The organism is Limnoglobus sp. (assembly GCF_059499385.1).
The window spans coordinates 42,611-62,389 of the sequence record NZ_JCABYM010000006.1 but is presented as its reverse complement, the minus strand read 5'-3'; the positions used below and the strand labels follow the sequence as shown (position 1 = coordinate 62,389).

14 protein-coding genes are annotated in these 19,779 nt (G+C 65.9%); 8 read left to right on the top strand and 6 right to left on the bottom strand.

Going from position 1 to position 19,779, the window contains the following annotated elements:
* Positions 1 to 77: 77 nt before the first annotated feature.
* From AC5JJ2_RS00490 to AC5JJ2_RS00480, 3 genes are read right to left on the bottom strand one after another with little or no spacing between them, the layout of a single operon-like run.
* Positions 78 to 2,258: an NADH-ubiquinone oxidoreductase-F iron-sulfur binding region domain-containing protein gene (locus AC5JJ2_RS00490; RefSeq protein ID WP_495855995.1), complete on the bottom strand. Its 2,181-nt coding sequence runs from the start codon at positions 2,256 to 2,258 to the stop codon at positions 78 to 80.
* A 38-nt stretch (positions 2,259 to 2,296) separates the two neighbouring features.
* Positions 2,297 to 3,928, bottom strand: coding sequence for a cytochrome c3 family protein (locus AC5JJ2_RS00485; RefSeq protein ID WP_495855994.1), 1,632 nt, complete (start codon positions 3,926 to 3,928; stop codon positions 2,297 to 2,299).
* 10 nt (positions 3,929 to 3,938) lie between these two features.
* Positions 3,939 to 4,823, bottom strand: a complete 885-nt coding sequence (locus AC5JJ2_RS00480; RefSeq protein ID WP_495855993.1) for a hypothetical protein — start codon at positions 4,821 to 4,823, stop codon at positions 3,939 to 3,941.
* 254 nt (positions 4,824 to 5,077) lie between these two features.
* On the opposite strand from AC5JJ2_RS00480, the gene AC5JJ2_RS00475 reads away from it, so the two are divergent.
* The 3 genes from AC5JJ2_RS00475 (at position 5,078) to AC5JJ2_RS00465 (ending at position 9,832) form a co-directional block, all read left to right on the top strand.
* Positions 5,078 to 6,607, top strand: coding sequence for a multiheme c-type cytochrome (locus tag AC5JJ2_RS00475; RefSeq protein WP_495855992.1), 1,530 nt, complete (start codon positions 5,078 to 5,080; stop codon positions 6,605 to 6,607).
* A 167-nt stretch (positions 6,608 to 6,774) separates the two neighbouring features.
* Positions 6,775 to 8,205: a multiheme c-type cytochrome gene (locus tag AC5JJ2_RS00470; RefSeq protein WP_495855991.1), complete on the top strand. Its 1,431-nt coding sequence runs from the start codon at positions 6,775 to 6,777 to the stop codon at positions 8,203 to 8,205.
* Between the two features lie 13 nt (positions 8,206 to 8,218).
* Positions 8,219 to 9,832 (top strand): multiheme c-type cytochrome, encoded by a 1,614-nt coding sequence (locus tag AC5JJ2_RS00465; RefSeq protein WP_495855990.1) that lies wholly within the window; start codon positions 8,219 to 8,221, stop codon positions 9,830 to 9,832.
* A 92-nt stretch (positions 9,833 to 9,924) separates the two neighbouring features.
* Here the strand turns inward: AC5JJ2_RS00465 and AC5JJ2_RS00460 are convergent, their stop codons facing one another.
* Positions 9,925 to 10,677 (bottom strand): ThuA domain-containing protein, encoded by a 753-nt coding sequence (locus tag AC5JJ2_RS00460; RefSeq protein WP_495855989.1) that lies wholly within the window; start codon positions 10,675 to 10,677, stop codon positions 9,925 to 9,927.
* Positions 10,678 to 10,903: 226 nt separating this feature from the next.
* Between AC5JJ2_RS00460 and AC5JJ2_RS00455 the strand changes: the two genes are divergently transcribed.
* The 5 genes from AC5JJ2_RS00455 (at position 10,904) to AC5JJ2_RS00435 (ending at position 16,626) form a co-directional block, all read left to right on the top strand.
* Positions 10,904 to 12,316 carry an MBL fold metallo-hydrolase gene (locus tag AC5JJ2_RS00455; protein WP_495855988.1) on the top strand — a complete coding sequence of 471 codons (1,413 nt, stop codon included), beginning with the start codon at positions 10,904 to 10,906 and terminating at the stop codon, positions 12,314 to 12,316.
* A 17-nt stretch (positions 12,317 to 12,333) separates the two neighbouring features.
* A complete protein-coding gene (locus tag AC5JJ2_RS00450) occupies positions 12,334 to 13,086 on the top strand; it encodes a Uma2 family endonuclease (protein ID WP_495855987.1) in 753 nt (250 codons plus the stop codon).
* A gap of 410 nt (positions 13,087 to 13,496) precedes the next feature.
* Positions 13,497 to 15,191 carry a methionine--tRNA ligase gene (metG, locus tag AC5JJ2_RS00445; protein WP_495855986.1) on the top strand — a complete coding sequence of 565 codons (1,695 nt, stop codon included), beginning with the start codon at positions 13,497 to 13,499 and terminating at the stop codon, positions 15,189 to 15,191.
* 15 nt (positions 15,192 to 15,206) lie between these two features.
* Positions 15,207 to 15,698, top strand: coding sequence for a hypothetical protein (locus AC5JJ2_RS00440; protein ID WP_495855985.1), 492 nt, complete (start codon positions 15,207 to 15,209; stop codon positions 15,696 to 15,698).
* Between the two features lie 7 nt (positions 15,699 to 15,705).
* Positions 15,706 to 16,626, top strand: coding sequence for an RpnC/YadD family protein (locus tag AC5JJ2_RS00435; RefSeq protein ID WP_495855984.1), 921 nt, complete (start codon positions 15,706 to 15,708; stop codon positions 16,624 to 16,626).
* Here AC5JJ2_RS00435 and AC5JJ2_RS00430 read toward each other — a convergent pair whose 3' ends face one another.
* Together AC5JJ2_RS00430 and yidC are read right to left on the bottom strand one after the other, a co-directional pair.
* Entirely contained in the window at positions 16,627 to 17,208 is a 582-nt protein-coding gene (locus AC5JJ2_RS00430; protein ID WP_495855983.1) for a DJ-1/PfpI family protein, read from the bottom strand.
* 11 nt (positions 17,209 to 17,219) lie between these two features.
* Complete coding sequence (gene yidC / locus AC5JJ2_RS00425) at positions 17,220 to 19,712, bottom strand: membrane protein insertase YidC (protein ID WP_495855982.1); 2,493 nt, start codon at positions 19,710 to 19,712, stop codon at positions 17,220 to 17,222.
* Between the last annotated feature and the right edge of the window lie 67 nt (positions 19,713 to 19,779).

The following is a 19,779-nucleotide window of genomic DNA, read 5'->3' as shown; positions in this document are numbered from 1 at the left end:
GCTATCGACCGCGGCGGCTCGGACGAACTCTCCGGGCGCATGAACGAGACGGCACGCGGAGTGTGCCTACTACTTTGTCACTCCACGGTTTTGATTTCGTGCTGGAAGTACTGTAGCACGGTCATCAGCGGGTTCGGCGCGACTTGCCCCAGGCTGCAAATCGAGGTCATCACCATCGCCAGCGACATGTCGCTGATGAGCGACGCCTGCTGCAACAGCCCCGGCAGCTCCCGGCCGTTCTCGTCCCGCTTGTTCTTCTTCGCGAGCGTGCCGCGGGTCGTCCGGTGGAGCAGGTCTGTGCCGATCTCCACCAGCTTCTGCGACCCGAGGCGGCACGGCACGCACTTGCCGCACGACTCGTTGCGGAAGAACTCGGTGAAGTTCAGGGCGTGCTCCAGCATGTTCGGCGCGCCCTCCTTCGAGTACACGACGATCCCCGCGCCGAGCATCATGCCGGCGGACTTGCCCATCGACGCGCCGATCATCATGTCGGCGTCCTTCCCCATGCCGACGCCGAGGAGTTTGCCGATGGCCTTGAACTGGTTCAGGTCCAGAGGCATCTTCCGGATGTCGAAGAAGAACCGCTTGCCGGCCTGTTCCATCGCCGCGAGTTGCTCGATGCACGGGCCGACCTCGTTCGGCAGGTCCATCGCCACCTTCGGCTGCTCCGCGTCGCGGAGGCCGTACCGGATCATCTTCACCAGGAGCCGCTGGCCGTCCGGGTCGTCGATCGCGGACACGGCCGCCGACAGGCGGGCCGCGAACTGCCCGGCGACGGTCACCAGGATCGGCAGGAGGCCGCCGGACGGGCCGGACGTGGCCACGGCCTTCAGCGTCCCGGTGCAGTCGCCGGCGTACTGGATCACCTTCTGGAGGGTGTCGCTGACCTTCACCTCGTACACGCCGGGCTTCACCAGGTCGCCGCTGATCGAGATGATCCGCCGGCCGACGAAGTCGCCGTCCGCGGCGTTCTGGTACCAGTCGCCGCCGCTCGTCATGATCCGCGGCGTCCACGCCAGCGTCTCGACGTTGTTCACGACCGTCGGCTTGTCCATCAGGCCGTTCGTCATCAACTCCGGCGGCCGGTTCCGCGGTTGCGCCCGGTGGCTCTCCATCGCCTCGATGAGCGCCGTCTGTTCGCCGCAGATGTACCCGCCGGGGGAGACGAAGACATCGACCTGAAAGTTGCGGTTCGAGCCGAAGATTTTCGTCCCGCACGCCCCCATCGCCTCGGCCTCGGCGATGGCCGCGCGGCACGCCTTGATCTGTTCCGGGTACTCGTGGCGGATGAAGATGAACCCCCGCGTGGCGTTCGTCATCAGCCCGGCGAGGATGACGCCCTCGACGACGAGGTGCGGCTTGCGGAGCAGCAGCTCGCGGTCCTTGAACGTGCCGGGTTCGCTCTCGTCGCCGTTGCAGACGATGTACTTCTCGTCCCGGTCCTCCCGCCAGACGGCGCTCCACTTCGCGTGGGCGAGCATCCCGGCCCCGCCCATCCCGAGCAACTCCGACACCCGCAGCTTGTGCAACCACGGGTTGCGGTCGGCGATGAACTTCTCCTCCCACTTCCGCTTGTCCTTGTCCGGCACGTCCTTCGGCACGCGTGCGGCAACGTAGGGGACCGGGTTCGGCATGTCCTTCACGACCGCCCGCACCGCCCCGTAGTAGTCGTCCGGCTTGTCGTAGGGGTCGATCTGCCACTCGTTGCGGTTCACGTTGTACGTGTAGTCCCAATCCGGGATCGGCACCTCGCCATCGTCCAGCGCGGTCTGGAGGATTTGCCCGTACTCCTTTGGCGTCCGCCCGGCGTACACCCACTCGTGGAACGTCCCCTTGCGGTCCCCTTCCGCGAACGGGTTGTTGTGTTCTTTCGCGACCGTCTCCTGGTGGAGCGTGTCGTCCCCCTCGCCGTGATGGTGGTGGTCGCCGTGGCGGCTGATGAACAGGGCCGGGGCGCGGTCGCACCGGCCGAGGCAGGACACGCCGTCGATGTGGCAGTCGATGTTGTCCCGGCTGATCCGTTTCAGCTCCTGCACGACCGCCGGCGCGCCCTTCAGGTGGCACGCCATGTCCCGGCAGACGTAGGCTTCCACCTTCTTCGGCTTGTCCCACTCCGGGCGGAAGTGGGCGAAGAAGCTGACCACCTCCTGAATTTTCGGAAGCGGCAGGTTGATGTCGGTCGAGAGCTTGTGCAACTCGTCGTCCGGCAGGAAGCCGTGTCGGTCTTGGATCTCGCGGAGTCGCTGAACGAGGAGCATGAACCGCCCGCCAGTGTTGGGGATCGTGGGGGTTGTGCCTACGGCCGCTTCATCTTCGGCGGGTGCGGGTCGCGGGCGGCCGCGCCCAGCCCCTGGAACGGGTTGTCGCCGTTGTGGTACCGGTGGCAGTCGGTGCAGTTCGACCGGACGCCGCCGAACTGCCGGTCGTTCTCGCGGGTGAACGTCGGCGTGTGGCACTTCCGGCAGGACTCGACGCCCTCGATGTTGATCTTCTGGTCCGGGCCGGTGTAGATCGCGTCCGCGGAGAACGTCGCCTTGCCGAGCGGGGCCGGGGCCGTGTTCGGGTGGCACTCGATGCACGAGTACCCGCGGTGGGCCTTGTGGTTGAACTTCGAGTGCTCGAACCAGACCGTCGGGACGTTCGGTTCCACGACCTTCGCGTCCTCGACCTTCGCCGAGTTGCCGCTGAGGTTGTGGCACTCGGTACACTTCCCGCCGGAGATCGCGTTCTTCGCGTTCGGGTTCACGCTCGCGAACAGCATCCCCAGAGACTTGTTCACGGCCGACTCGACCTGCTTGCCGACCTTGAACGTCTCCTCGTCGCCGGCGTTCTTGTTCATCAGCTCCGGCGACGCCTTCTCCGTCAGGACGTACCCGCTGTACCGCGCCCGCAGGACTTCCTTCATCTCGGCCGGCTGCTTGCGGTGCGGCAGGTCGAACGCCGGGAACTTCTGCCCGGCGTCGCTCGTGAGGGCCGGCGACTTGAGCGGGTGGCACGCCTGGCAGTGGGCCTCGTAGTTGATCGGCAGGTAGTACCCCCCGTCGCCCCGCGGTGGGAGGATCGACTCCTTCGGGTTCCCCTTCAGGTCGTCGAACTGGTTCGACCGCGCGTCCAGCCCCTTCCGCTCGCCGTCGAGTTGGTGGCAGGAGGCGCACTCCATTTGGACCAGCTCGCCCTCCTTCGCGAACTTGTACCGATTCATGACGTTCGGGTCGTTACCGTTGAGTTTCGCGAGGTCGGCCTTCGTCATTTTGCCGCGGGCCGCGTCGGCGTACCCGATGCCGGCGGTCATGTGGTGGGCGTGGCTGAACTTCATCCCTCGCTCGTGCGGCTTCGCCTTCTCCTGTTCGAGCTTCTTGAACTCCGGGTGGCCGCCCTTCGGGTCGGCGAAGTTCGTGACCTTCGCCGCGTACTGGGTCGTCCCGGCCTTGTGGTAGTCGGCGAGGTTCCCGTGGCACTTCAGGCAGTGGTCGTCCGTCAGCCGGACGAGGGAGAAGTCCTTGCCGTTGTGGTCGTGGTGGCAGGCGGCGCACTGGGCGTCCGTCTCCTGCTTCGGCCAGTCGGCCGGCCACTTCATGTCCCGGTGGTGGTCCGGCCCGGCGTGGCACGTCTGGCATTGCAGGTCGAGCCACCGGGCCTGCGGGTTGAACGCGCTCAGCCCGACGCCGCTCAGCGACTGCGGCTTGTGGCACGCCTCGCAGTTCGCGTCGAACGACGTGTGAACGTCCGCGACCGGGCCGTGCGAGTACGGCCGGTCGCTGCGGGTGAGCGTCCAGATGCCGAGCATGAGCGTGGCAGAACAGATCGCCAGGAAGGTGTAGAAGACCTTCCGCTTCTCGAACGGGTTCTCGCGGAAGTACCGCCGCAACGGCCCGGCGTACCGCTCGACCCGCTCGCGACTCGGGGAATGATTCGGGTTCGGGTTCATGGGCCGTCCGTTACCAGTATTTCAACGCCTTGATCGCGTGGAAGACCATGAAGATCGTCATCGCCACCGAGACGGGGGCGTGGAACAGCATCCACCCGTGCAGCCACGTGTTCAGCCGGGCGTGCTCGTCCCACTGCCGCCGCAGGTCGGCGAGGCGTTCGAGCTTCGCCAGTCCGGTGTGGGCCTCCAGCGGCAGTTCCGCCCGCAGCCGGGCGAACAGGACGGCCGAGTCCGCCCGCGAGTTGAGCGGCGACTTCATCTTCCGACCGTAGCTCAGGTACGGGTCGAGCGTGTTCTCGCGGAACTCTTGCAGCCTCAGGGCGGGGACGCCGGTTACCACGGCCCGGTTCCACGCCGGCGACGGGTCGTTCGGGTCGCGGGGGACCAGGTCCTCGACGATCAGCCGGGCTTCCGTCCGGTGCTTCTCGATCGCCCGGTCGATGGCCACCGCGACCGTCTCGTCCGGGATCAGTTCGAGCAACCGTTGGGGGATCCACTGCTGGAGGAGCAGCCCGTAGACGCCGCTGGCGATGACGGCGAGGAACAGGAGCATCGTAGTGGCGCTGACCATCCCGCCCCACGAGAACCCGCTGTGGACGACGATGATCGGCAGCACGGCCCAGCCCATGACGATGTGCCACCAGAGCCAGAGCTTGGTCGGCCCCCACCGCTTGCCGCGGCGACGCTTCCGCCACCAGAGGGCGAGTTCGAAGAAGATGATGGCCGCCCCGACGAGGCCGGTCACGACGCCGAACCACGAGCTGGCCCGCGGCCAATCGACGATCCTGGCCCGGCCGAGCAGGAACCACGCGAAGGGCAGGGCGGCGGCCACGACCGTCCACAATAGCACGCGGGCCACCCGCTGGCGAATCGTCGCATCGCGTCCCAGCAGCACGAAGTTGCCCCAATCTTGCGAGTGACTTGATGAACGTCCGTGTCGGGACCGGTAGCTTCCCCGACGAAACTAGCAGACGATCCGAACCCGTGTCAACAACCCACGTCACGACTTTTGCAAAGTTGTTGTGCGGCCCCGTGCGCGAACGGCCAGTGGCGAAATCTTTCCGTTCGCGAAAGAAGGGACTTGCGTACCCATCGTCCCCCTCGCATGATGCCTGTGTTGTCGCGACACCGGCTGGGGGAATGGCGGGCATGTCTTCGGCTCCACGACATCGGGCGGGCGCGGCGGCACTGATCGGCCTCGTGGCCGTAAGCGTCACGCTCTCCCAGCGGCCGGGCGCGGCCGAGCCGGCGGCGGCCCAACCCGCCGGCGGCGGGCAGACCATCGGCATGGCCGGGTGCGCCGCGACCGGCTGCCACGGCCGGCCGGAGACGACGCCCGGCGTGCTGCCGCCGGACGTGTGGCACGAGAGCTTCACCCGCTGGATCGACCGCGACCCGCACACGCGGGCCTACGCCGCGCTGGAATCGCCGCTCGGCAAGGCCATCTCGAAGCGGCTGCACGCGGGCGACTCTTCGATCCCCGCGGACGCGACACGCGACTTCCGCTGCCTGGCGTGCCATTCGAACCCGGCCCTGGCGCGGGAAGACCTCGTGAGGCCGAACCCGGCCGACGACCCGCTGAACCGAATGCGGGCCGAGGGGGTCAGCTGCGAGGCGTGCCACGGGAACGCCGAGCGGTGGCAGATCGCGCACACCAGCTGGACGAACCCGGCCACCCGCGCGACGGAGTTCGCGCACCACGGCATGATCGACCTGAACGACTGGTCGGTCCAGGCGAAGACGTGCGCCGGCTGCCACGTCGGCGCGGCGGCGGACAAGGACCGCGGCTACCCGGTCCGGGACATGAACCACGACATGATCGCCGCCGGCCACCCGCGGCTGGAGTTCGACTTCGCCGCGTTCCAGGCGAAGTTGTCGAAGCACTGGTTCCCGAAGCACCGCGGCCCGTCGCCCGACCCCGGCCGGGACAACGCCCTGCACGGCTGGCTGCTCGGTCAGATTGCGGTCGAGGAGGCGTACTGCGAGCTGAGCATCGACCGCATCGAGCGAGGAACCAAGGGCGAGCCGCGGAGCGTGCTGCCGGAGTTCGCCGATTGGAACTGCTCCCAGTGCCACCACCGTCTCGTCCCGGCCGAGTGGCGGGCGGAAGCCGCGAAGGGGCAGACGCAAGGCAAGGCCGCAACCCGCAAGCTCGGCCAGCCCACTTGGATCGGGGCGTCATCCATACTGCCGCCGGAGACCGTCCCGCAATACGGGCAGAACGCCAAGAAGCAACTCGAAGCTCTCCGCGCGCGGAAGGAGAGACTCGCGTTCCCGTTGCTGAAACCGCCCGGCGGCCAGAACCCCGACTTCCGCAAGAAAATCGTCGAGTTGCTGAGCGGCCCGTGGCAAACCTCGCCGTGGAATTGGGAGGAAGCCAACCGCCACTACCTGGCGCTTCGGTCGCTCGACGCCAGCCTGCGGACGGCGGGGGCGAGTCCGACGGCCGAAGTCGGCGAGCGATTCGGGCAGTTCCAACTGTCCCTCTGGGGCACGGCGGAACCACCGGTCCGCCGGGAACACACCGACAAGGCCGCCCCCGGCTACCGGGGCTACCAGCGGAAGCCGGAGAGCCGGTGGCTTTGGGAGAAGAACCCGGCCGAGCGGCCGAAGGTGGAAGACACGGTCGCGGACCTCCGCCGGTTGCTCCGGGCCGAGTTGCAAAAATTACCGCCGTGACCGGCCGAAGGTCTGCCGGTTGGAACGACTGTCCGGGACGGCCGCGGGGAACTCGTCCCGGTTCGCCCGTCGCGGGGCCGTCCCATCGCCCGCGCGTGGGGAATCGTAATAGAGTGCGAAATTGTCGCACCGCCGAGTGACCTCTCGACCCGACCCCAGGTGCTGCCGTGGGCCTTCGCTACGCCGCGTTGTTCGTCGGTCTGGCCGCCAGCGTGACGATCGCCACCTACGCGGCGAACCCCGCTGCCGCCCCGAAGCCGCCGGTGCTGGGCGTGCAGCCGCCGCAGGGCCAGTTCTCCGCGACGGTCGGCTGCTCGGCGGCGAGCTGCCACGGTAGCGGCGAGACGACGAAGCTCCGCGGCGAACACTCGACCTGGATGGACAGCGACCCGCACACGCGGGCGTATCAGGTTCTCTTGAACGAAGACTCCGTGCGGATCAGCAAGAACCTCGGCCGCGCCGTGCCGGCGCACGAAGACGCGCAGTGCTTGAAGTGCCACGCCCTGAACGAGGAGCGGCACTACAACGGCGAACCGGCGGGCAAGCAGCTGAACGAGGGCGTGGGCTGCGAAAGTTGCCACGGCCCGTCGGTGAAGTGGAACAACCTGCACTACCTGCCGTTCTGGAAGTCGCTGTCGGACCGGGAGAAGTTCGAGGAGTTCGGGTTCGTGCCGACGAAGGACCCCGTCGCCCGCGTGCTGACGTGCGCCCAGTGCCACGTCGGCGGCCGCGACCGGGAGGTGAACCACGACCTGATCGCGGCCGGCCACCCGCGGCTGTCGTTCGAGTACACCCGCTACCACTACAGCGACAAGTACCGGCAGAAACACTGGGAGGAGAAGGTTCCGAACCCGGACTTCGAGGTGCGGACGTGGCTCGTCGGGCAGGTGGCGAGCCTGCGGGCGGCGGTCGATCTGCTCGCGGCCCGCGCGGAGCGGGCGGAGGCGCAGAAGGCCCCGTGGCCGGAGTTCGCCGAGTCGAGCTGTTACGCCTGCCACCAGAACCTGGGGCAAGAGCTACGGGGCCACACGACGAACGCGCTGAAACCGCGGAAGGCCGGCCTCCCCGGCTGGCAACTCTGGTACGGCTCGTTCGCGAAGGCGCTGCCGAAGTTGGCGGGCGTGATCCAACCCGCCGAGTCGGCCGCGGCGTTGAGTTCTCTGAGTGCATTACGGACGGAGATGGAGAAGCCGGTCCCGAGCCAAACGAAGGTGGCGTCGTTCGCGAAGGCGACGACGGCCGAACTCGACGCTTGGCTTCAGACGTTGCAGGCCGGAACCTACGCGAACGGGCTGACCGGACCGCAACTGAAACAACTCGGTGCAATCGTGACGGAGAACGTCTACGATAAGGCCACCGGTAAGCTCCGCGACTACGACTGGGACGTGCTCGCCCAGCACGCGCTGGCCCTGACCGCGATCTACCACGCCGCGGGCGGCAAGGCGAACCCGGCCGTCGCGGCGTGGACGGATTCGCTCGTGGACCTCCGGACGAAGCTCGCGTTCCCGACGACGGGCACCCGGGTGGACAGCCCGCGGGACTTCAAGCCGAACTCGGTGTACGACGGGTTCAAGAAGCTGCACGACCTGACGCACTAAGAAGGGGCGACGAATGGCGACGCGACTCGTCCGGGGCGGCCCGATCCTCCGGCTCGCCGCGACACTGGTGGGCTGCCTGCTCGGCGGGGCGACGGCGCACGCCCAGGTCGCCGGGACGAACGCCGAGGTCGCCGGCTGCCGGACGTGCCACATCAGCGCCGACTCGGAGGGGGCGAAGTCGTTCATCACCGACTTCAAGTCGCACGAATTCATCCGGCTCAACGAGAGCAAGACCTGGTTCGAGAACGACCCGCACATCCGGGCGTATGAGCAGATCATGCCGGAGAAGAACCCGGTCGCGCGGAAGATGCAGGAGTTCCTCGCCGGGGACAACCCGAGCTACAAGGTGACGGAAGACTACCGCTGCCTGACTTGTCATTCGACCGACACGAACCCGACCTCGAAAGGGAAGCGGGAGCTGCGGGAGTTCGTCCGCCGCGACACCCTCGGCGTCGGGTGCAACACCTGCCATGGGGTGAAGAACGAGTGGCAAGCGGCGCACTACGGCGGCGAGGCGGTGGAGGAGGGGAACGTCCGCTACCTAAAGTGGCGGACGGAGAAGCCGGACGTGAAGGAAAAGTCGGGGATGAAGAACCTCCGCGACCCGCACGTGAAGGCCGACCTGTGCGCGTCCTGCCACGTCGGCAACCCGGACGAGAACAAGGTCGTCACGCACGAGATTTACGCCGCCGGCCACCCGCCACTGCCGCCCCTGGAACTCGTCACGTTCATGGAGGACGAGCCGCGGCACTGGGGCTACCCCAGCGAATTGAAGTTCCTGACCGACTACGCGAAGAAGAACCCGGCCCAGGCGTGGGAGGTGTTCCGGTTCAAGCCGGCGGAGCAGGACAACTACCTCGCCCGGCACATGGCCGCCGGGGCGCTCGCGTCGCTCAAGGCCGAGATGAAGCTCCTCGAAGCCGAGGCGAACCGGGCCGCGAAGGACGGTGACGGCCTCGACTACGCCCGGTACGACTGCTACTCGTGCCACCACGACCTGAAGTACCCGAGCGCCCGCCAGGAGCGCGGGTACGGCGACCGCGTCCCCGGCCGCCCGCCGCTGAAGGCGTGGACGGCCGCCCTGCCGGGAACGGTGATCGCGCACGCCGGAACGCTCGACGACAACCTGAAGGGGCTGAGCGGCCAGTTCCCGGACGCATGGAGGACGATCAGTCGGGCGGCAACCGCGTCACCGTTCGCATACGGCAAGGGGTCGGACGTGGCGAAAGCCGCGAGCGCGCTCGCGGCCTGGACCGTGAGCTTCAACGACGCCATCGACAAGGCGAACTACTCGGCCGCGGCGACGGACAAGCTCGTCGCGGACATCGCGACCGCCGCCACCGCCCCGGCGTGGTACGGCGACACCGAGGCGACGATGCACCTGGCCTGGGCGTACCGGTCGCTGCAACTGGCCCGGAAGAGAGACGTGTCGGCGTTCGACAAGGCGATGAGGGACGTGATCCCGATCGGCGTCCGCAACCAGGCGGTCGTCGCCGACATTCTGAAGGCGAACCCCGATTGGAAGGGACCGGTTCCCGTCGGGAAGGTGCTGCCGGGCCGACAACTCCTGTTCGCGAACTTCGACCCGAAGAAGTTCAACGTCGAGTTCGCGAAACTCCGCGAGTAATCCATTTTGCATTTTTCATTTCAAACTTTGCATTGGTCCGAACTGATCTGGACCAATGCAAAGTTTGAAATGAAAAATGCAAAATCACGAACTCACTTCTTCTTCGCCTTCGGATCGAGGTTCGCCGCGAGGTCGCCCTCGCTTACCGTGGACGCCATGCCGTCCTTCGGCACTTCGACTTTGCAAATCCACAGCAGCGCGTTCAGCACGACCTTCCGGAAGCTCTCGTTGCCCCAGTTGCGGTGGACGTGCCCGCCGGTGAACCCGACGCCGCGGCCGCCGTCCGACCGCTCGGCCGCCCACATCATGTGTTCGGCCTGCTCCTTCCCCTTCGCCGCCTGGATGTGCTTGTACGGCCCCTTCGGGTAGACGTAGGGGCCGTCCCGTACCGCGTCCGGCGGCACGGCCGACAAGATCGGCGTCACGCCCTTCATCCCGTCGCGGAACCGCATGTTGAAGTACCACTCGTCCTTGACGCTGAACGGCTTCACGCCGCGGGCGATCGGGTGATCCGGGAACGTCTTGAACTCCGGCGACCACATCGGGTTGCACGAGAACGCATGCTCGTAGCACCCGCCGATCCAGTCGCGGAACTCGTTCGCCCCGAGGTCCTTCGGGACCTCGACGCCGAAGTGCCCGCACATGAGGCCGACGCTCTTCTTCATGAGGCCGTCGATGAACGCCATCCGCTTCCCCTGAATGAGCGGATGCTTGTCGCCGCCGTCCGCGTAGCAGAGGATACCGGCCGCGCCGTCGAACACCTTCTCGTCTTGCGGGAAGCCATTGAGGCAGACTTCGAGCGTCAGTTCCTTGACGCTCTCCAAGCACTTCGCGAGCAAGCGCACACCGGCGTTGAACTCATGAGCGCCCGGTCCGTGACTCTGAGTCCCGGCTATCATCACCAACTTCTTCCGTTCGGGGGCCGCGAATGCGGTCGGCGCGGCGAGGGCTGCCGCGCCGGCCGCGAGGAACGCTCGGCGTGTGGGTTGCATCGTGGGAATCTCGTTCGGTTAGGGAGAAGAACCGGCTCCCCGGCGTTCTACGCTTGCCCACCGCCTTTACAATATCGTCATGAACTCCACACCGAAGGAACCGACCCTCACGTTCTGGGGGGCGGCCGCGTCCGTCAGCGGGTCGATGCACCTGCTCGACGCGGCCAACCAGCAAGTCCTCCTCGACTGCGGCCTGCACCAGGGGAAGCGGGAAGAAGCCCGCGAGCGCAACAGCCACTTCCCGTTCCACCCGGAGCAACTCGACGCGGTGATCGTCAGCCACGCCCACATCGACCACTGCGGCAACCTGCCGACGCTGGTGCGCCGCGGGTACGCCGGGCCGATCTACTGCACGCCGCCGACCCGCGACCTGCTCCGGGTCATGCTCCGCGACTCGGCGAAGATTCAAGAGGAGGACGCGGCCCACATCAACATCGCCCGCAACTACGCGGAGCCGTGGGTGCAGCCGCTGTACACGCACAACGACGTGAGCCGGGTGTTCGACCAGCTCGTCGCCGTCCCGTTCGACAAAGAATTCGACATCGGCCGCTCCGTGAAGGTGCGGTTCGTCGAGGCCGGGCACATCCTCGGCTCGGCGGCGGTCCACGTCGTCATCGACCACCCGGACCGGCCGCGGCGACTGACGTTCTCCGGCGACCTCGGCCGCCGCGAAAGCCCGATCCTGAAGGCCGCCGACCCGCTGCCGGCGGCGGACGTGCTGGTGTGCGAGTCCACCTACGGCAACCGCGTCCACGAGCCGATGGCCGACACGGTGCGGAAACTGTTCGACGTGGTGAAGACGACCGTCGCCCGCGGCGGCAAGGTACTCATCCCGGCGTTCAGCCTCGGCCGCACACAGTTGATCGTTCACCTACTTCAAAAGGGCCTCCGCGAGCGGCTAATCCCGGACGTGCCGATCTACGTGGACAGCCCGCTCGCGGCGGACATCGTGGACGTGTACCGGTCGCACCCGAACAGCCTGTCGCGGGACGTGGCGGACGCGGTGAAGGAGGGCCACGGCATCCTCGGCGGCGACGGCGTGCGGTACGTCCGCGAGTTCGAGGAGAGCATGAAGGTCGTCACCCGGCCGGGGCCGCTGGTGGTGGTCGCGGCCGCCGGCATGTGCGACGCCGGGCGGATCGTCGCCCACCTGAAGCAGAACATCGACGACCCCCGTTGCACCGTCGCGCTCGTCAGCTACCAGGCCGCCGGCACGACGGGCCGGAAGCTGTTGGAGTCGAAGCCGACGATCCGCTTCCAGGGCCGGGAGTGGAACAAGTGGATCGACGTGGTCCACCTGAACGGGTTCAGCGGCCACGCCGACCGGGACGACTTCCTGGCGTACCTGTCGCCGCTGGCGGGGAAGGTCGGCAAGGTCCGGCTGATCCACGGCGAGCACGAGCAGGCCGACGCGATGGCCGAGACGCTCCGCGGCGTCGGGTTCCCCGACGTCCGCGTGCCGGAACCGGGGGAGAAGGTTATCATTGGGTGAGTGACCGAGGGCCGAACATGGGCAAGCTGCCGAAGCCGACCGGTGTAATCGTGTATCCCGATTCAGATGGGAAGCCGATGGCCGAGAACACGCTCCAGTACGAATGGATCGTTACGATCAAGGGCAACCTCGACCGCATCTGCGTCGGCGACCGGGCCGCGTTCGTGGCCGGCGACAACCTCATTTACCCGGTCGAAGGCGACCCGACCATCTGCAAGGCCCCGGACGTGTACGTCGCGTTCGGCCGCCCGCGTGGCCACCGCGGGAGTTACAAGGTGTGGGAGGAAGGCGGCGTCTTCCCGCAGGTCATCTTCGAGATTCTTTCGCCGGGGAATTCGCAAGCCGAACTAATCGCAAAGCGGCGGTTCTATCGGCGGTACGGGGCGATTGAATACATCGTGTATGACCCGGACGATCACGTCCTCGACGTTCACGTTCGCGAGGGCAACCGGCTCGTTCCCGTCGATGAGGTCAACGGGTGGGTCAGTCCCCTCCTTGGCATCCGCTTTGACATGAGCGGCGACGAGTTGGCGATCTACCGGCCGGACGGGACACGGTTCCTGTCGTTCGACGAGATTTGTGACGAGGCCCAAGCCGCGAAGCAACTGGCCGTGGAAGCCGACAAGCGGGCGCGGAACGCCGAAACGGATGCAAAGATCGCGGAAGCGCAGCGCCAAAAGTCGGAGGCGGAACGAATGAAGGCGGAAGCCGACTCTGAGCGCCTCCGCGCCAAGCTCCGGGCCGCCGGGATCGACCCGGACACACCGTGATGGTTTACGATCAACGTCAGCTTGTTCGGCCACCAATTCGATTTGAGTACGCCGTGATGCCGAACATGAACCAGAAAGAGGTTGAGAGAATCGCTACCGAGTACGCGGGCAGACTTGGGTGTGCTCCTTTCGTTCTTGACGGGAGCGAATACTTCGCCGACCGTCATCCACGAATATGGAATGTGTACTTTAGTTTCTGCGAAAGGTCAGAAGAGTTGTGCGAAAGGTCAGAAGAGTTGATTGCGCTCCCGGACTTCTTCTGTGTTCAGGTCGATGATTCGACTGGCGAAGCGTCACACATACCCCACTTGTGATGCGGTCTGTTGGCCGGACCGATCCATCGTAACGAACCTCGCATCGACGCGCTCGCTCTTCTAAAACGAACCCATCGCAACAAATTCGGAGCACGCATGACGACGAAACCCAAGTGGTTCCAGACGACCGCGATCGACTACCCGAACAGCCGGCCGCACATCGGCACGGCGTTCGAGAAGCTGGGGGCCGACGTGCAGGCCCGCTACCGGCGGATGGAGGGGTACGACGTCTTCTTCCTCATGGGCAACGACGAGAACACGCTCAAGGTCGCCGACCGCGCGAAGGAACTGGGCCAGGAGCCGCAAGCCTACTGCGACGACATGGCCCGCCAGTTCCAGGACGTGTGGAAGGCTCTGGACATCAGCTACGACGTGTTCATCCAGACGAGCCACGAGCGGCACAAGCAGTGCTGCCGGAAGTTCGTCCAGAAGGTGTACGACAACGGGTACATCTACAAGGGGGCCTACGAGGGCTGGTTCTGCCCCGGCTGCGAGGAGTTCAAGAGCGACAAGGTCCACGCGGAGAACGCCGGGCAGTGCCCGAACCACAAGCGGCCGCTCGTCCGCCGGTCGGAGCCGTGTTATTACTTCAAGCTGTCCGCGTTCCAGGACCGGCTGCTGAAGCACCTGAAGGAGAACCCCGACTTCGTGCAGCCGGAGAGCCGGCGGAACGAGATGATCGGGTTCATCGAGGCCGAGGGGTTGCAGGACCTGAACATCTCGCGGCACGGCGAGGCGTGGGGCATCCGGCTGCCGTTCGACCCGGACTACACGATCTACGTCTGGTTCGACGCGCTGCTGACGTACATCACCGGCATCGGGTACGGCGACGACGAGCCACTGTTCCGCAAGAACTGGCCGTGCGACACGCACTTCATCGGCAAGGACATCACCCGGTTCCACACGCACATCTGGCCGGCGATGCTGTGGGCCGCGGGCGAGGACGCGCCGAAGAAAGTGTTCAGCCACGGGTTCGTGTACGTTAAGAACGAGGAATCCGGGACGGTTGAGAAGATTAGTAAGTCTCTCGGCAACGTGATTGAGCCGATGGATATCATTAGCAAATTTAGCGGTGATGCATTTCGCTACTATTTTCTTCGTGAATGCACGTTCGAGTCCGATGGCGAATTCTCTTGGACTCGCTTTTCGGAGATTTACAACTCCGAGCTTGCGAATAACCTCGGTAACACGCTCAGCAGGTGCATTACCCTCATTACCAAGAATTATTCTGGCGTACTTGAGGGAACTGCCGGTCTAGAACTCCATCGCAACTATGGCTGGCTAATGAAGCCGAGCGTTGAAGGTCCTCCCTCGCCGGTGTCAGGCTGGATTCCTGAGGCTCCAAGCTATTCAATGGTAACGGATACCGGTCCCGGTTTTTACCCCGATCCGCACGAAAATCCCCCTTACCGAATTGACGTTCTCTTAAAACACTGGATTGAGCGATGCAAGTACAGTCTCGCACTTGCTACGCTTATCCGTGATTTTTTGACACCCACGAATCAATACCTTGAGTACCATGCCCCTTGGAAACTCGTAAAAACTGACAAGGAGAAAACGAAACTCATCCTATTTGAAGTGGTTCAACGATTACGGCTGGCTGCTATCTGGCTTAAGCCATACATGCCTAAAAGCACTGAAGCCATCTACAATAGCTTCAATTTCCCAACGCCCTGGGGAAATGTGAGTTACTCCAGTACGCGAAAATTGGAGCCACAATCCGAGGATTTGCGCGTGACAGCGGAGCTGGCGGATGGTAAACCGAAGCCACTCTTCCCCCGCATCACCTGACCCGGAGCGGCCGCCATGGGTCGCCGTCGCAAGAAGAAGGAAGTCCCACTCAAAACGGCCCTGCTGCTGTCCGGCGGGGCCGTCGTCGTTGTCGTCATCATCCTGGTCGTCATCATGGCCCGCAGCGGCGGCGGCGGGTGGGGGCCGGCCGGGTGGCCGCGCCGCCACCACCAGCCGATGGCCGTGAAGTCCGCGGACGACGCCTGGAAGCGACTCGAAGGGAAGTGGAGCGTCACCGAGAAGTTCGGCCGGGACGTGTCGAAGGTCGAGTACGAGTTCACGGCCGACCGGCGGCTGATCTTTCGTAGTTCCCTCTCCGGCGGTCGGCTTCAGGGGCCGATGAACCACACGTCCACCCAGAAGATCGTCGGCATCGAGGTCGAGAACAACGAAATCCTGCTCACGCTGACGGACGAGAACGGCCAGGACGACGGCATCATGACCGTCTGGTTCGAGTCCGAGAAGGTGCTGAGCGTCGAGGGCGAGGAGTTCAAGCGCGAGGGATGACCGCCGCGTGGACCACGACCAGCGATTCAAGGCGATGCTCCGCGAGTTCTTCGCGGACTTCATGCGCTTGTTCTTCCCCGAGTGGGCGACGTGCTTCGACCTGGACCACCCGGAGTGGCTCGACAAGGAGGTGCTGCCGAACCCGCCGGAGGGCGACCGCCACCTGCTCGACCTGGTCGCCCGGCTACAGACTACCCGGCCGCTCGCGTCCGGGGACGACCCGCCGTCCGACGAGTGGCTGGCGCTCGTTCACATCGAAGTTGAGTCGGCGGACCGCACGGCCCGGCTGAAACCGCGACTGCCGCGGTACTACTTCCACCTGCGGGAGGCTCACGGGCTGCCGGTGCTGCCGATCGTGCTGTACCTCCGCGTCGGGATGGACGGCATCGGCATCGACACGGTCGAGGAGCACATCGGCACGTTCAACGTGCTGACGTTCCGCTACCTGTACGTGGGCCTTCCGGCGCTGGACGCGGTACAATACGTGAACGGCGACAACTGGCTCGGCGTCGGCTTCTCGGCCCTGATGAACGCGCCCAGGCAAGACTGGCCGCGACTCGGGCTGACGGCATTGTTGCGAATCGGTGACGCGCCGCTGACCGAACAACAACGATTCCTCTTGAGTGATTGCATTCACGCATTCTTGCCGCTCGACGAGGAAGGGCGGCTACTTTACGAAAGGCTCATCATGGCTGAACCGTACACGAAGATCATCCCGCGAAACAAGACGCCGTACGACAAGGGGATGGAAATGGGCGCGGAAAAGACAGCCCGAGACATCGCCACGGCACTGTTGGAGAGCAAATTCCGCGCGGTACCGGAGGGCGTTGTTGCGAACCTTCAACAGATGAACGAGACTCAACTCCGCGAGTTGATCTTGAAAATTGTTGCGGCGACTTCGCTCGACGAACTGTTCCCGACGACCTGACTACGCCTCCACCTTCGACCCCAGCAGTTCCAGAAACGCCCGCAGCCACGCGGGGTGGGCCGGCCACGCCGGGGCGGTGACGAGGTTGCCGTCCACGTGGACGCCGTCCATCGGCACCTCGTGGAACGTCCCGCCGCACGCGGCCACCTCCGGCCCGACGGCCGGGTACGCGTTGCACGTCCGGCCCTTCAGCACGCCGGCCGCGGCCAGAAGCTGCGGGCCGTGGCAGATCGCGGCGACCGGTTTCTCTTCGTGGAAAAAGTGGATCACAACGTCCAACACCTTCGGGTTCAGTCGGAGGTACTCCGGGGCGCGGCCGCCGGGGACGACGAGCGCGTCGTAGGCCGCCGGATCGACCTCCGCGAACGTCGCCGTCAGCGCGAAGTTGTGGCCCGGCTTCTCGCTGTACGTCTGGTCGCCCTCGAAGTCGTGGATCGCCGTGCGGACCTTCTCGCCCGCCTTCTTGCCGGGGCAGACGGCGTGGACGGCGTGCCCCACCATCGTGAGGGCCTGGAACGGGACCATGACCTCGTAGTCTTCCACGAAGTCGCCGACTAGCATGAGAATCTTCTTCGCGGCCATGTCGCCTCCGGTCACTTCCGCTTTTTCTTGTTCTTCCGCTCCTGCGCACGGTCGCCCGCGGACTGCCGCGGCTGTTGCGGGCCGCCCCCGCCGCCGGCGGTCGGCTTGTCGTTGACGATCTGCCGCTTCGCCTCGGCCTGCTTCTTCGCCTCTTCGAGCGCTTCCTTCATCCGCGCCAGGAACCCGCCCGGCTTCGGCCCGGTTGGTTTGGGAACGCCGTTGGAGTCGCCGTCGCCCCGGCCGGGCGAGCTGCTCCCGCCGCCGCCGACGGCCACGGCATTCGCCTGCGTCAGGTCCGGCTTCGGCACGAGCCGCCGCTCCAGCACGGCCCAGATGCCGCCGACGATGAAGTACACGCACAGCCCGGCCGCGACCTTGTAGAAGAACAGGGCCGTGAACACGAGCATGTACTTCATGATCGCCTGCTGCTGCGCCTGGATGTCGTCCGTCGGCGGCGGCATCGTCAATTTCTGCTGGACGTAGAACAGGATCACCGCGAACAGCGGCAGCACGTTGAAGTACGGCCCCAGGTACAGGAAGCTCAACGCCCCGAACCGGGACCACGGCGTGCTGATCATCGGCACCGACTCGGTCCACCACCCGAGCATGTCCGGGGCGGCGAGGTTCGGGAACCACAGGAACGGTTCGAGCCGGAAGAACGTGCTCTCCTGTAAGCAGAAGTACAGGCCCATCAGGATCGGCATCTGGAGCAACAGCAGCAGGCAGCCGCCCATCTGCGCCATCTGGTTGATCCCGGCCTGGGCGAACAACTCCCGCTTCGCCTGGGCGAGCGCGAGGAAGTCGTCCTTGTACTTCTCGTTCAGCTTGTCGATCTGCGGCTTCAGGGCTGTGATCTTCGCCGACATGTGCGCGTTGATCGTCTGCTGCCGGCGGCTCGGGAAGAACAGGCAGAGCCGCACGAGGACGGTCACGAGGATGATCGACGCGCCCCAACTGCCGGCGACGGCGTGCAACTGGCCGAGCAGCCAGTGCATCATGTTCGTGGTCAGGATGATGAGGCTCGACCACCCGATGCCGTCCAGCCGCCGGCCGAACCACGACGGCGAGTGGTAGTCGGTCAGCGTTTCCAAGTGGTACTTCGTCAAGTACCGGTCCACCGTCTCTGGCGGCACGGCCATGTGCCCGGTCAACTGCGAGAGCAGCCGGACCTTCATCGGCCCGTTGTACACGGCGTACCCGTGCGACAGTTGCTCGCCGGCCGCCGGGTCGAACACCCGCGACACGGCCCGTACGGTGATGTCGAACAGGAAGTGCCGTTCCTGCTCGTAGGGCTGCTTCAACTTGTTCGGCTCGTCCGGCGTCGGCGGCGGGAGCGTCCGCGTCGGCCGCACGTACTCCCACGGTTGGTCGGCGTCGGTCACCTCGTCGTCGATGGCCAGGGCCGAGGCGAAGTACTGCGTGCCGACGGCGGCGTAGTTAAACCGGCCGCGCTTCACGATCTCGTCGCCGCCGTGCCGGTAGTGGATGTTCGCCGGGTCGTCGAGTTCCCGCCGCGGCGTGCCGGACCCGTCCAGCCAGCCGATGTACGCCGACCGGTAGGTCGTGGTGTACCACTCCCCCTCGATCGGCATCCCGACCGGCCCGGCGATCTGGTAGCGGAACTTTCCCGACCCCTTCAGCCGCTCCGGCAGCGGGAGGATGTCCACCTTCAGTTTGAAGTCGTAGTCCGTGCGGTCCAGGGTGAAGGTCTTGCGGAGCTTGAGGTGGTACGGGGCCGCGAGCGTCGTCTCGAACGCGACCTCCCACGGGCCGTCGGCCGGTTGCTTGATCGAGACGACCTTCCAGTTCAACTCGCCGAGCGTGGCGAGCGGGATGCGGTCGTCCTCCGGCTTCGTCTTGTTGTCCTTGTCGAGCGGCCGGTTCGGGTCGTCCTTCGCGGGGTAGTGCAGAAGCGTGTACGACGGGGCCGCGAGTTGGTCGCCGTTGAGGACCGGCCCCGGCTTCTTCCCGGCCGCGAGGTCGGCGGCGGACAGGTTCGGGGCGAGCGTCGGGTACTCGGTCGGCTCCGCGAGGTAGAGGTAGGTCGGCCGGACGTAGCCGGGGATGAGGTACAGCGGCCGGTTGCCGCCGGTCGCGGGGTCCTTCACCGGGCGGCCGAGGCGGTCGGCCTCGTCGTAGTTCTTCAGAATGACCTGCTGGACGCCCGCGCCCTTGTTCGTGAGCAGCACCTTCAGGGCGAACGACTCGTCGCCGAGGGCGACCAGGCTGTGCGGCTCGGTCGGCGCTGGCGGGGTGTTGACCGCCGGCTTCGCCTCCGGCGGCCGCGGCGGGCGGCCGGGGGACAGCTTGTTGAACGGCTCGCCGGCCAGGATCGCGGCCCCGCCGACGGCCGCGGCCTGCTCGCGGGTGACGCTCGGCAGCTTCGGGCCTTCCGGCTCCTCCGGCGGCGGTTGCTTCGGCGGCACGAGGTACGACCACGCGACGTACATCACCACGGCGACGAGCAGGAAGCGAACGAGGTTGGCCAGGCCGGAGTTTTGCATGAGTGTCGGGTGGGAGGTCGGGCGGTCGGCGCGATACGACCATCTTATGAATGGGAAAACCCACGGG

Coding starts and splice junctions, on each gene's coding strand:
- AC5JJ2_RS00490 (WP_495855995.1), bottom strand. CDS start 2,258: ATGCTCCTCGTTCAGCGACTCCGCGAGATCCAAGACCGACACGGCTTC.
- AC5JJ2_RS00485 (WP_495855994.1), bottom strand. CDS start 3,928: ATGAACCCGAACCCGAATCATTCCCCGAGTCGCGAGCGGGTCGAGCGG.
- AC5JJ2_RS00475 (WP_495855992.1), top strand. CDS start 5,078: ATGTCTTCGGCTCCACGACATCGGGCGGGCGCGGCGGCACTGATCGGC.
- AC5JJ2_RS00465 (WP_495855990.1), top strand. CDS start 8,219: ATGGCGACGCGACTCGTCCGGGGCGGCCCGATCCTCCGGCTCGCCGCG.
- AC5JJ2_RS00455 (WP_495855988.1), top strand. CDS start 10,904: ATGAACTCCACACCGAAGGAACCGACCCTCACGTTCTGGGGGGCGGCC.
- AC5JJ2_RS00450 (WP_495855987.1), top strand. CDS start 12,334: ATGGGCAAGCTGCCGAAGCCGACCGGTGTAATCGTGTATCCCGATTCA.
- metG (WP_495855986.1), top strand. CDS start 13,497: ATGACGACGAAACCCAAGTGGTTCCAGACGACCGCGATCGACTACCCG.
- AC5JJ2_RS00440 (WP_495855985.1), top strand. CDS start 15,207: ATGGGTCGCCGTCGCAAGAAGAAGGAAGTCCCACTCAAAACGGCCCTG.
- AC5JJ2_RS00430 (WP_495855983.1), bottom strand. CDS start 17,208: ATGGCCGCGAAGAAGATTCTCATGCTAGTCGGCGACTTCGTGGAAGAC.
- yidC (WP_495855982.1), bottom strand. CDS start 19,712: ATGCAAAACTCCGGCCTGGCCAACCTCGTTCGCTTCCTGCTCGTCGCC.